The 12,790-nt window shown below is 33.1% G+C and carries 11 protein-coding genes and 1 tRNA gene; 6 read left to right on the top strand and 6 right to left on the bottom strand.

Features of this window, described 5'->3' with window-relative positions; translation table 11 throughout:
• Positions 1-90: 90 nt before the first annotated feature.
• The 6 genes from pilO (at position 91) to AB1410_07370 (ending at position 5,856) form a co-directional block, all read left to right on the top strand.
• The gene (pilO, locus tag AB1410_07345) at positions 91-516 is read left to right on the top strand and encodes a type 4a pilus biogenesis protein PilO (protein MEW6456507.1); all 426 of its coding nucleotides are present in this window, start codon (positions 91-93) and stop codon (positions 514-516) included.
• A complete protein-coding gene (locus tag AB1410_07350; protein MEW6456508.1) occupies positions 513-935 on the top strand; it encodes a hypothetical protein in 423 nt (140 codons plus the stop codon). The genes pilO and AB1410_07350 overlap by 4 nt, the downstream gene beginning before the upstream one ends.
• Positions 932-3,052, top strand: coding sequence for a secretin N-terminal domain-containing protein (locus AB1410_07355; protein ID MEW6456509.1), 2,121 nt, complete (start codon positions 932-934; stop codon positions 3,050-3,052). The genes AB1410_07350 and AB1410_07355 overlap by 4 nt, the downstream gene beginning before the upstream one ends.
• A gap of 33 nt (positions 3,053-3,085) precedes the next feature.
• A tRNA-Met gene (locus AB1410_07360) sits at positions 3,086-3,159 on the top strand.
• Between the two features lie 199 nt (positions 3,160-3,358).
• Positions 3,359-4,750 (top strand): tRNA lysidine(34) synthetase TilS, encoded by a 1,392-nt coding sequence (tilS, locus tag AB1410_07365; GenBank protein MEW6456510.1) that lies wholly within the window; start codon positions 3,359-3,361, stop codon positions 4,748-4,750.
• Between the two features lie 569 nt (positions 4,751-5,319).
• The gene (locus AB1410_07370; protein MEW6456511.1) at positions 5,320-5,856 is read left to right on the top strand and encodes a multiheme c-type cytochrome; all 537 of its coding nucleotides are present in this window, start codon (positions 5,320-5,322) and stop codon (positions 5,854-5,856) included.
• 46 nt (positions 5,857-5,902) lie between these two features.
• Here the strand turns inward: AB1410_07370 and AB1410_07375 are convergent, their stop codons facing one another.
• The 6 genes from AB1410_07375 to AB1410_07400 form a co-directional block, all read right to left on the bottom strand.
• A complete protein-coding gene (locus AB1410_07375) occupies positions 5,903-6,700 on the bottom strand; it encodes a cytochrome b/b6 domain-containing protein (GenBank protein ID MEW6456512.1) in 798 nt (265 codons plus the stop codon).
• Between the two features lie 256 nt (positions 6,701-6,956).
• The gene (locus tag AB1410_07380) at positions 6,957-8,192 is read right to left on the bottom strand and encodes a cytochrome c3 family protein (protein MEW6456513.1); all 1,236 of its coding nucleotides are present in this window, start codon (positions 8,190-8,192) and stop codon (positions 6,957-6,959) included.
• A 188-nt stretch (positions 8,193-8,380) separates the two neighbouring features.
• Positions 8,381-9,733, bottom strand: coding sequence for a sigma-54 dependent transcriptional regulator (locus tag AB1410_07385; protein ID MEW6456514.1), 1,353 nt, complete (start codon positions 9,731-9,733; stop codon positions 8,381-8,383).
• Between the two features lie 12 nt (positions 9,734-9,745).
• On the bottom strand, positions 9,746-11,908 hold the full coding sequence (locus AB1410_07390; protein ID MEW6456515.1) for an ATP-binding protein: 2,163 nt from the start codon (positions 11,906-11,908) through the stop codon (positions 9,746-9,748).
• A 7-nt stretch (positions 11,909-11,915) separates the two neighbouring features.
• A complete protein-coding gene (locus tag AB1410_07395) occupies positions 11,916-12,455 on the bottom strand; it encodes a DUF4390 domain-containing protein (protein ID MEW6456516.1) in 540 nt (179 codons plus the stop codon).
• Positions 12,456-12,608: 153 nt separating this feature from the next.
• Positions 12,609-12,790, bottom strand: a 182-nt coding sequence (locus AB1410_07400; GenBank protein ID MEW6456517.1) for a hypothetical protein, incomplete at its 5' end; no start/stop codon positions are given.

Consider the following 12,790-nt stretch of genomic DNA (forward strand, 5'->3'; position numbering starts at 1 on the left):
GAAAAAAAAGTTATCTATTTTTTAATATTTCTAATTTTCTTAAATCTGATTATTAATAAATGGTTCCTTACAAATTATAAGAGCTCTTACGTGAAAACAATCGATGAATACAATTCAAAAAGAACATCCTTTCTTAACCTAAGAGAAAAATTTAATGAAATAAAAGAAAGGCAGATTAACTGGGAAAAGGCAATTTCAGATTTAAAGCAGGTTGAAAAGGAATATTTTTTTCCGTCAGGAGAGGGAATAATTCCCATTAGAAAAGAAATCGACAGACTTTCTCAATCATCTGGGCTCGAAGTCAATAATATCAGGTATTCACTCAGAGAAATTGGTGAGGGAATATCCCTTTATGAGTTAGATTTTTTAATTAGAGGAAATTATTTCAATTTTACAAAGTTTTTAGATGCAGTGGAAAATAAAGATATTTTTGTAATGATAAATAAATTGAATTTTTCGAATATCTCTCAGGATGAATTAGAAATCAAAATAAAATTATACGCATATCTAAAATGAATTCAAGAATAATAATAAGTATGTTACTCATATTATCGATATCGGAGCTTCATTCTATAGGAAAAGAAAAAGATAAAAAAATTCTGAAGACTGATCTTCTAAAAAAGAAATCGGAAAAAATAGAAATGCCAAAACGAAATCTTTTCTCTCCTCACTATAATAGTCCCTCTCTAAAAAATACAACAAAAAATGAAGAGCTAAAAAATGAAGAAAATGAATTAGAAATTAAATTTATTGGAATTATTCATGGAGGTAAGAAAAAAATTGCAGTATTGAACTTGAACGATACTATCCTGATTGTAGAAGAAGGGGAGATTCTAATGGATGGAAGTAAAATAATAAAAATAACTGAAAAAGAAATTGAGATATTAGTTCCAAATGGAAAAAAACTTATAATTAATCTGGAGGAAAAACAATGAAAAAAATATTTACATTAATCATAGTTGCTTGTCTTTTAACTTCCTGTGCAGTCTACAATGAATACTATAAAAAAGGACTTCAGGCTTCAATGAACAAGGACTTTGAAAAGGCAATTAAATATTATGAATTAGCTTTAAAGGAGTCTCCAAAAAATTCAGTTTATAGAATGAGTTTGATAAGAGCAAAAATCGAAGCATCAATTTTTCATCTTAAAAATGCGAGGGAGCTCCTTAAAAAGGGGGATAGAGAAGAAGCACTAAAAGAGTACAGAAATGCTTTGAATTATGACCCTTCAAACTTAATGATAATAGAAGAGATGGTAAAAATCGAAGAGAAAAAAGAGGTCGAAAAAGAAAAAGTTGAAGAATTACAACTTCCGGTAAGAATAAAACCCATAGAAGAAAAGCTAAAAATGAAGTTTACAGAAACAAGTTTAAAATCCATATTCCAAGCTCTTTCGAAATGGGCTGAAGTGAACATACTCTTTGACGAAACATTCAGAGATATACCTATTACAATCTCCCTTGAAGATATGAATTTTGAACAGGCTCTTGGCTCTCTTTGCATGGTATCAAAAAATTTCTGGAGAGTTGTTGACCCGAAAACTCTGATCATAGTTCCAGATAATCCGATTAAAAGAAGACAGTATGAGGTAAATGCATTGAAAACATTCTATCTGCAGTATGCTGACCCAGATTCTCTAAGACAGATCATCTCTCTTATCTTCAGGACCCAGAATATTGCAGTGGACAAAACTTCAAACTCAATCACAGTAAGAGAAAGCCCTTTTATTCTTAACAATATTGAAAAAATAATAAAAAAACTCGACAAGCCAACTGGCGAGGTATTGATCGAGCTGGAAATTATGGAAGTTAACAGAACTAAGCTCCAACAATATGGAATTGACTTTGGCTTATATACTATTGGAATGAAATATGAGCCACCTGAAAGCCTTGAAGGATGGATAAGCATTGATAAATTAACTCCGTTCAAGTCTTCTGATTTTTTCCTCAACATACCAACCTCATTTCTAAGATTCCTTGAAACTGATGCCCATACAAAAATTATTGCCCAGCCAAAGTTAAGGGGGGTTGATTCTAAGGAGATATCCTTCCTGATAACAGACAAAATTCCTGTTCCAATCACAACTTTCACTCCATTCGCTGGTGGGGGTATTCCTCAACAGCCAGTTGTATCCTATGAATACAAAGACGTTGGAATTGTCCTTAAGATTACACCAAAAATTCATTCAAAAGAAGAAATAAGTCTTGAGGTAAAAATCTCAATTACTTCCCTTGCAGGATATGGATATGCAGACCTCCCGATAATTGGAAATCGAGAGGTTTCAAATATAATCAGACTAAAAGAGGGAGAGACATCATTTCTTGCAGGACTTTTAAGGGATGATGAAAGAAAATCTTTAAAAGGATTAGCTGGAATAAGAAGAATTCCAATCTTAGGGGATTTATTATCAACGGATGAAACACAAATCACTCAAACTGATATAATCTTAACTTTAACTCCCCACATAGTAAGAATTCTGCCAATTCAGGCAAAGGATTTAGAACCATTATGGATTGGACCTGAAGAGGGAGCAGCACTTCCTGGTTCATTTCCTTATGTTGAGTTAAGACCAGAAGAAAGATTAATAGAAGAAATAAAACCAGAGGAAGTTGAAAAAAAAGAAGTTTTCAATTCCCTTTCATTCGTTCCTTCTTCAATCGTATCTCTTCCAGAAAAGGAATTTGATTTAAGCATTGTAGCAGAAGCTGAAACACCTGTTTCAAACATAAATTTTTCGATCAAATTTGACCCGAAAATTGCCAAAGCAAAAGATGTCAGTCTGGAATCTTTCTTTTACATAGATGGAAAGCCTGGAGCGATATTAAAAAACATTGATAATTCAGCAGGAGAAATATTTGTCGGAATAAGCTCACCAATCTTATCAAAAGGAGCATCAGGAATAGGGCCATTATTAAAAATTACCTTCCAAGCGATTTCTGAGGGAACCACAATTGTTGAAATAATGAATCTAAAAGCTTACGATGCCAAAGGAAAAAACATTGATTTTTATGCTTCTCCAGGTGAAATAAGAGTCGAAAAACCGCAAGATTGACACATTTCTCTAAATCCCATAAAATTAAGGCAAGGCGGTGTAGCTCAGATGGTTAGAGCAAGCGGCTCATATCCGCTAGGTCGGGGGTTCGATTCCCTTCACCGCCATATCCTACTACTGTATCACTTAAATACCTTTCCTTATTCTATTGTGACACAACGCTTTCCCTATGGGAGAAAGATCTCCTTAGACGCTTCGCTCTCCAGGCTGGGGAAGTGCCTTCCCCATACCCCTTCAGTGTGCTTTATGAGAAGTTGTTTGTTTGTGAAGATATTTATGGAACATCACACTACATTAAAAGAATAAATGCTCAATTTAAAAGTAGTCGATGAAAAATTCAGGAATACCATAAAAAAATACAATCTTCTTTCTGAGAACGATTTAGTTATCGTAGGACTCTCTGGAGGACCTGATTCAGTTGCTCTTCTTCATCTTCTTTTAGATTATAAAAAAACATTTCCGATAAAAATCTATCTCTGTCATGTTAATCATAAGTTGAGAGGAAAAGAATCTGAAGATGATGAAGAATTCGTTAAAGAAATCGCCAGATCCCTGAACCTTTCTATAAAAGTTTTCTCCTGCGATGTGAAAAGGTTTGCAAAGGAAAAAAAGGTTAATCTGGAAGAAGCAGGAAGAATTTTAAGATATGATTTCTTCTATAAACTTGCAGATGAAATAAAAGCTCAGAAAATTGCCCTGGGCCACAATCTTAACGATCAAGCGGAAACTTTTCTAATAAGAGTTTTAAGAGGCTCAGGATTAACTGGTTTATCTTCTATTTTTCCAGTAAGTGAAGGAAGTATCATAAGACCCTTAATAGAACTGAGCCGCGAGGAAATTGAATTTTATCTAAAAGAAAAAACCCTGTCTTATAGATTGGATAAGACAAATCTGGATGTAAAATTTTTGAGAAACAGGATAAGGCATGAGTTAATCCCATACCTCCAAAGAGACTTTGGAAAAAAACTCATCTCCAACATTGCAAAAGCTGCAGAAATTATCAGAGAGGAAAATGAGTTGAACGAATTAGTGGAAGCAGATATTTACGATAAAGTTATAGATTTATTCGATGGCTCTCTTGCAATAAATCTTGAAAAACTAATTAGTTATTCACTTGCCGCAAAAAGAAGGATTGTAAGAAGATTTTTAAAAAATATTATAGGCTCTTTAAGACGAATATCATTCAAACATGTAGAAGACATCCTAAATCTTAAAAAAGAAAAGGAAATAATTCTTCCTGGAAGATACATTATTCGAAGGGAAGGAAATTACCTGTTCAATAAAACATCAAAACCAGAAAAAATAAATTATTCCTTCGAGCTCAATCCTAACGAAAAAATATACATAAAGGAATTAGGTTTTAGCTTCCATGCTGAGTTAATTGATATAAAAAATAGAATTTATACTGAATTTGATGATAGAAAAAGAGTTTATCTTGACTTTGATAAGATAAGTTTTCCCATCCATATTAGAAATAGGGAAAATGGTGATAGATACAAACCATTGGGAGCCTATGGGAAAAGATTTATAAATGAAATTTTCAGAGAGAAAAGCATTCTCCCAAGGGAAAGGGATAAATATCCAATTTTTTTATCAGAGAATGAAATTATATGGGTATTCTCTCTTCCAGTTTCAGAAAATTTTAAAATAACTGAAAAAACAAAGAAGATTCTAAAGATTGAGTTAATTAAAATTTAAAATTAGGGACACATCCGAATTTTTCAAAATTGTATTTTTTGAACTTAACAATTTTTCTAACAAAGAAAAGAGTGAGCAGGAAGGGTGGCGGAGAAACCGAAGGTTCCTGAAAACCGTCACGAATGCGGAGCGGGCATGGTTTCCTCCCCAATGAATTGGGGAGGAAGAGCAAAGCATGAGTGCTCCCGCACTAACTGTATTCATTCCAAAAAAATTAAGTGATTGAAGTAGAGATATTATGAATTCCTTAATTTATAGCAAACGCATAAAATATTGTTACATGTAGGGCAAGGCTTTAGCCTTGCATTAAGCAACCCCCGAATCAAGTTCGGGGCAGGCTCTAAAGGGTTGCCCTACAATTTATTTAATGCGTTTGTATTAGGTAATAATAAGTTAGTGCGGGACTGGGGAAAATACAGCGTGTTTTCGAAGTCACCCTTGTTGATCACTATTAAATTGTAAGAACAAGCATCTTAAAAAATTCGGATGTACCCACCTCTAAAAAACTTGACATTATGTCTAAAATTAATAAATATATATTTTTTGATTATTAAAATCGGGAGGAAGATATGAAGAAAGGGCTGTTAAAACTTTTATTTGTATTCGTCATTTTATTTACATTTGTGTCATTTTCATATGGACAGCATCAATACATTGGTGTCGACAAATGTAAGATCTGTCATAAAACAGAAAAGTCAGGCAACCAATATGGAAAATGGATGGAATCCAAACATTCAAAATCATTCCAAGCTCTTTCCTCTGATAAAGCAAAAGAAATCGGGAATAAAGCAGGAATTTCAAACCCTTCTGAAAATGAGAAATGTCTTTCCTGCCATTCTCCCTATGCTGGTGCTGCACCAAATTTAAAAGCTGACGGAGTAGGATGCGAAGCATGCCATGGAGCTGGAAATGATTACAAAGCTATGAATGTAATGAAAAATAGAGATCTTTCCATTCAGAATGGGTTAATTGTTTATGCTAATGAAGATGCTATAAAAATGCATTGTTTAACCTGCCATAAGAAAGATAACTCATACCATGAAGTAAAAGAATTTGATTTTAAAACAAGCTGGACATCAATCGCTCATCCAGTTCCAAGTAAATAGAATTAAAATTACATTGGTAATAATAATAAACTTATTTAATAAGAGGTCAACCATCTTCTGAGCGAAGGGGTGGTTGACCTCTTTTCTTTCTTTCATTTAAGATTCTTTCATATTCAAGAGGATGCTGAAGTCTAAGTTCTTTTCCAGTAATTTTTCCTGTTATCCAGATTTTACTCATTGGAAAATTTTCAGGGTTTAAATGGACATTATACATATGCCATACTATCACTGCCAAAAATGCTAACAATGCTTCATAACCATGAATAATTTTAAACACGTCATAAACCCATTTGGGAAAGAGCGCGATTGAAACTTCTTCGAACCAGAGAAAGAAACCTGAGATTATCATTACAAATGACCCCCAGACCACTGCTAAATATTCAAATTTCTCAATAAAATTATATCGCTCAAATTTTGGTGGCTCTAAAAAAAGCCAGGAGGGATTTCTGTTAAAAAAATTTTTTAATATATCCCTCTTATACAGGAATCGAGTAAATCCCAAATTATGCATAAATATTCCAAAAGCATCCTGTACATCTTTCCATTTCGGCATTAACTGTTTCACATTGTTTCGCCCTCGGTCAGAGAAGATTACATAAAAAACATGATATACCGAAAGAACTATTAACAACACTGCAGCAATGCGATGTAGAATGCCTCTTAAAGCAAAACTTCCCTGGAAGAAGAATAGCCATTTGAAAGCTTTAAATTCGTAAAATAAAATTGGAAAACCAGTTATAATCAGAACAAAAAAAGAAATGATTAACAGAACATGTTGGATTCTTTCGTTTAAACTCATCCTTTCAAATTCTTCATCGTCGCGAATCAAAATTCTTTCCTCCATCACTCTTTCTCCTAATCTGATTTGAAGAACCCCGCAATAAATGGCGGGGATTCTTCGACGGTAAGGTATTTTATCATTAATATTGCTCGCCTTACCTGTCCTGCCCTCTAAGCTATTGGCTTTATTGGAGATATTTCTAATCACATCCTTCCCTTGTAATCATGTCTCTCGTGCCAAGATAAAACACAGAGGGCGGGGCGGGATTGCGGCGAGCCTTCCGTTCAATTTCTTTTCTGACCATTTAGGTTCCCATTGACTAAAATCTTTCAATTCTTTTTCTATTTTTTTTGTATTTTGCTATAAGGTCAACTGATATATAAATTAAAAAACTTCCAATTAAAACACTTATAAAGATTGTATAGAATTTTTTTATAATAAAACCCCAGATATTTGACTTTTTCTCTCTCCACTCATGGATCTTTCCTTTTGCAAAATTTGGCCCTGCTTTTGGATGACACTTGCCACAGGTACTTGGAATATTGTCTAGGTAAATTGAAGATTTTGGGTCATTTGAGGGCCTGATATTATGATAATCATGACAGCTTGCGCAGTTGGCAACTCTTGTTTCCCCATATTCAGAAGCGATTCCATGGTATGAACCAAGGTAAGTCTTCATCCTGTATGAAGGTAACCCAAATTCTCTTGATAATGTTTCATCGTCATGACACTTGCTACAATTTTCTGCAACTTTTGTTGCATAAACAAGGGACTTATTCTGTAAATGAGACAAAATTTCGTGTTCTCCATGGCAGTCAGTACATACAGGAACATCCTTAATTCCTTTTACAAAATCCTTTCCATGAACTCCTTCTAAATAATCGGATAATATTCCTTCATGACATTTACCACATGTATACGGCACCTTTCTTCTATGAATCATTGACTGCGGATCTTTTACATCTCTAATATCATGAGCTCCATGGCAGGATGAACAGGTTGCAGAAACAATCAACCCGGCTTTAGAAATTGCCTTTCCATGGACACTTTCTCCGTATTTCTTTACAAATCCTATTCCCCGTGGAGTCTCTACATTATTAAAATGGCATTTTTCACATGTTCCTGGTAATTTAAGGGGATGTATACTTGACTGTGGATTGCTTTTTTCAAATATATAATGACTTCCGTGACACAAAATGCAATCAGCTGGTTTGGATCTTCCATAAGATGTTTTAAAATGGATGCTTTCTTTATATTCTTCTTCTATATCTGAATGACATTTGGCACAGTCTACCTTTTTAAGCTTTTCATCATGGGGAAAATCTTGGATATTTTCTAAATCAACATGGCAGGTAACGCATGAAAACCCAGTTTTTTTATGAACAGATTTTTTGTAGTTACCCTCATCAATGAAAAGGGATGAACCATCTCTCCTTTTTAAATCTCTATCACCATGACAGGTAAAACATGTATCATCTTCTGCCCTTACTTTTGAATTAAAAAAAATGAAAGATGACACAAAAATAACGATAAAATTAACAATAAATTTAAGCATAATATTAACCTGCCCTTGTATATAAAATTGTATGAGACCTCTGAAAAAGTCCATTTGCTGCGTTGCAGTCTCAGCTTTATCGCTCCAACGTACAGGAAGTACGCCTCCGCTCAAAGCTTCACTGCGCCTTGCATCTGGAGCTTTTTAAGAGGTCTCTTTATATAAAGTTGATATTATACAAATTTAAATTATCTCTCAATCGAAATTCCATAGGCTTTCATTTTTTTATAAAGACTGCTCCTCTCCATTTTTAAAATTTCTGCGGTCTTAGAAATATTCCATCCATTTTCTTTCAATTTTCTTAAAATAAATTCTTTCTCATAAAAATCCTTTGCCTCCTGTAAACTCAAAAAATCAACTCTTTCAGAATATTCAGATTTTCTCTCTGGAAGCAAAATCTCTTTTTCTGTTATTTTTGTTTCTCTCACCATTATTACTAACCTTTCTATTAAATTTTTTAACTCTCTCACATTTCCAGGCCAGTTATAGTTCATTAAAATATCAATAGCTTCTGATGTCAAAATTTTTTTCTCCCTTCCATATTCTTTATAAAAAAGATCTAAAAAATATTCTGAAAGAAGGGGGATGTCTTCTTTTCTTTCTCTTAATGGTGGTACACAAATTGGAATAACATTTATTCTGAAATATAAATCTTCTCTGAAACTTCCTTTTTTTATCTCTTCCTCTAAATTTTTATTTGTGGCGGCTATAATTCGAGTATCAATAAAAATCTGCTCGGTAGAGCCTAATGGTTCAAACTTTTGTTCTTCAATTACCCTCAAAACTTTTGCCTGTGTTTTTAAACTCATGTCTCCTATTTCATCGAGAAATAGAGTGCCTCCATCTGATAATAGAAATTTTCCTTTTTTATCCTTTAATGCATTTGTAAATGCTCCCTTTACATATCCGAATAGTTCACTCTCTATCAAGTCTTCAGGAATTGCAGCGCAATTGATTTCTGCAAAATTTCTGTCTTTTCTGTGGCTTTTTTCATGAATTAATCTTGCTACCAGCTCCTTCCCTGTGCCATTTTCTCCTGCGATAAGAACCCTTCCATTTGTAGGAGCAACATAATCAATCAGTTCTTTTAATTTCTTTATTGCCTTGCTTTCTCCAACAAGTACATATTTGGCTTTTATTTTATCCCTTAAAAGCGAAACTTCTTCTTCCAGTTTCTTTTGTTTAAGAGCATTATTTATTGTTAGTATAACTTTTTCTGAAGACAATGGTTTTTCAAGAAAATCATAAGCCCCTAATTTTGTTGCTTTCACTGCTGTCTCAATCGTCCCATGAGCTGATATCATAATAACAGGGCAATTCTCATCAATCTCCTTTACCTTTTTCAAAATTTCCAATCCATCCTTACCAGGCAACCAGACATCTAAAAGGATTAAATCATATCCCTCTCTCTGAAATGCTCTTACTCCATCCTCCCCCTTTTCAAAATCTTTTACAATGAATGATTCATCTTCAAGAATTCCTTTAAGAGAATTTCGAACACCCAGCTCATCATCAATAATTAAAATCTTTGCATTTTTCATTTTCTATTTTCTTCACACAGGAAGTTCTATTATGAATTTCGTTCCCCTGGGGCTATTATCTTCAACCGAAATATAGCCATTGTGTTCAGAGATTATCTCATTAACTATCGCAAGGCCGAGACCCCTTCCTCTCTTTTTTGTAGAAAAGTAAGGGGTGAACAGCTTATGTTTTTCGGAAGGGGGAATACCTGGACCGGTATCGACAATTTCTATCTTTATATACTGTAAGTCCTCATTGTATGAAATTGATATGGTGATATCCCCTCGTTTTTCCATCGCTTCAACTGCATTATCTAATACGTTAATCAGTGCTCTTTTCATCTGATCCGGATCAAAAGTTACTCTTTCAGGGACATTATAGGCGAAATTAACTTGAAAGTTTACCTCTGGAAACATTTCTTTAAACATGTCTACTATCTCATCTATTACTTTATGAATGCTCGATGGTTTTGATTGAAGAACCGGCATTCTTGCAAATTTTGAAAATTCGGTTGACAGTTTCTTTATTGAATCAATTTCTTTCATTATTGTACTAACCCCTTCTTCTACTATCTTTTTATATTCTCTATTGCTTTTGTCTATATTTTTTAAGATCCTCTCTGCCGAGAGCTGGATCGGGGTCAATGGATTTTTTATTTCATGGGCAACTCTTTGAGCAACTTCTCTCCAGGCCACCATCTTTTGGGCTCTTATCAATTGAGTAAGGTCATCAAGAACCATAATCATTCCCAAAAATTTATTGCCTGTGTCTTTTAAAGGAGTTAGATTTAAAGTAAGACTTATTGATGTTCCATCCAGGTCAAGACCGATTTCCCTTTCTGTTATCTTGAATTTACTTTTGAATGCCTTCTCTATTGTATTTTTTATATCTAAGTATTGGGGTAAATTAAAAATCTGAGTATAGCTCTTCCCCAATACATTATCTTCATTCAAATTTAAAATTTTTAAAGAAGAAGGATTTGCAGTTGTAATCATTCCATTCGAATCGAGTGTAATTACACCAGTTGATACATTATTCAAAATTGTTTCAATAAATTTGGTTCTTTTTTCAAGCTCATCGGTCTTTTGAGCTATATAAATCTGATTTTCCTTTAATTCATTAATCATGTTGTTAAACGAATTTATAAGAATTTGAAGTTCTCCGGTTGCCGGATGTTCAACTTTCACATCCAGATTACCTGCTGATACCTCCTTTGTAGCACTTGCCAACTTTTCAATGGGTAATGTAATCCCTTTTGCAAGATGAAACCCGAGCCAGCTTGCTGCAAATATAAGAAGCAATGTGATGAATAAAAGAAGCAGAAAATAAGTAGTTTTCATAGGATCTTTATAAATTTTTATCTGTTGATATTTCTGCAAATCGGCTGATATTCTTCTTAAATTTCGAAAATGACTTTCTGGAATGAATTTTCCTATTATTGTAAGCATTTTCACCGATGATCCAAAACTCGAGACAGTTCCATATCTTACAATCTCGCCTTTCCCCATGGGGTCGATTTTTTTTAAATAACCTTCACTAAAAGCTTTCTCAATCATTAACGGTGGTATTTCCTTGTAATCTTCTAAGGGAAGAGCAGGGTTTATCAATGTAAATTCATCTCCATTTATTAATACAGTTAGGAAATCAAGTTTATACTTAAACATCCTCTCTTTAAAATAATCCTGAAGCAAATCTCTATTTTGGAGTAAATACAGGTATTTTTTTTCAATTTCTTCAGACATTGCAACCGAAAATATCTGGGCATTTTCTTCAATTTTTGAATAGTAAGCTTCAGCAATTGATTGAGAATTTTTAATAACCTCATCAATTGGAGTTTTAAACCAGCTCTCTATGTTTTTGTTTATCAGGTCTGAAGCAAAAATGAAAAGAAGTAATGTAGGAATGATGGAAAAACCGATAAAAAATATCACAAGGTTTGTTTTAAAATGGGAGCCCAGAATTTTATTTTTCCTTTCAGTGTAAAGCTTTAATAAGTTTCTGCCAAGAACAAACAATAGAGTAAGGATTAATATTATAATTATGTTGAAAAGAAAAAAATTTAAAGCCATGTTTGAAAGAATCTCAATGGACAATTCCTTGGATTTCATTATAAATATCTGAATGAATATCAGGAGTAAAAATAATAAAAGGAGGAGCGTGATAATAATTCTATTTATTCTTTTCTTCTGTTCCATTTTTTAATTAATAAATAAAATCTTTTCTCTTCCACTTTGTCGAAAGATTGGATGGAACAATTTTCAATAAAGACCTTTTAAGTAAAATACCTTTAACCCTCAAATAATATCTGCTTTCTTTTTTCAAAACTGATAAAAGAGATATTTTTACCTCAGAGATATGAGTCATCCATAATCTCATTTCTTTTTCAGAATCCGTAAACGAACTTTCAACTATCTGATTATCAATTTTTCTGGTTAAATTATACTGTTTTTTTATAACATCAAATTTAGCAGTTGAAATAATATCTTTCTTTATCAATACCTTATCTCTCCAGAAATTCCTATCCTTTGAAATATGAATCTTATAGATAAAATTTGTTTCCAATCCGCTTCTTACCCTATCTATTACTTTCTGGGTAAATGCCTCATCAACTCTGAATGATAAAAAAAGGTCATCCTCGTAAAATCTTAATTTAATATCGGATATTTCTGCTGAATAGATGAACTCAATTGATACTAAAAGTAAAATTACTTTTTTGATTTTCATTATAAAAAATATTACCATAAATTTTCAATTTATTTCAATTTAAATCAGCTTGCCCTTCTTGACCACACATTAAGTTCGCTTACTACAAAACTTTGATTTATAATTGCTTATGTGGTAAATTTATATATACTGTGGCACTCATAATTAGACATTTTATCTTCACCATATTAACTATATTAATACTACATAATTATTCTCTCTCTCAATCAAATAAAGATTGTATTGAATGTGTATATTCCGATCCAAAGTGGCCATCGATTCCGATTCAAACCGGCCACTGATTCTGATTGAAAGTGGCCACCCATTCCGATTTATTCCGGCCACTTTTTCGATGAAATCAGAATTTGAAAAAG

This window comes from Acidobacteriota bacterium (assembly GCA_040756905.1).
In the GTDB taxonomy this organism is placed as follows: Bacteria; Acidobacteriota; Aminicenantia; order JBFLYD01; family JBFLYD01; genus JBFLYD01.

Excerpts from the sequence above, each read along its gene's own strand:
- AB1410_07375 (MEW6456512.1), bottom strand. The coding sequence starts at position 6,700 with ATGGAGGAAAGAATTTTGATTCGCGACGATGAAGAATTTGAAAGGATG.
- tilS (MEW6456510.1), top strand. The coding sequence starts at position 3,359 with ATGCTCAATTTAAAAGTAGTCGATGAAAAATTCAGGAATACCATAAAA.
- AB1410_07350 (MEW6456508.1), top strand. The coding sequence starts at position 513 with ATGAATTCAAGAATAATAATAAGTATGTTACTCATATTATCGATATCG.
- AB1410_07380 (MEW6456513.1), bottom strand. The coding sequence starts at position 8,192 with ATGCTTAAATTTATTGTTAATTTTATCGTTATTTTTGTGTCATCTTTC.
- AB1410_07395 (MEW6456516.1), bottom strand. The coding sequence starts at position 12,455 with ATGGTAATATTTTTTATAATGAAAATCAAAAAAGTAATTTTACTTTTA.
- AB1410_07370 (MEW6456511.1), top strand. The coding sequence starts at position 5,320 with ATGAAGAAAGGGCTGTTAAAACTTTTATTTGTATTCGTCATTTTATTT.
- AB1410_07385 (MEW6456514.1), bottom strand. The coding sequence starts at position 9,733 with ATGAAAAATGCAAAGATTTTAATTATTGATGATGAGCTGGGTGTTCGA.
- AB1410_07390 (MEW6456515.1), bottom strand. The coding sequence starts at position 11,908 with ATGGAACAGAAGAAAAGAATAAATAGAATTATTATCACGCTCCTCCTT.
- AB1410_07355 (MEW6456509.1), top strand. The coding sequence starts at position 932 with ATGAAAAAAATATTTACATTAATCATAGTTGCTTGTCTTTTAACTTCC.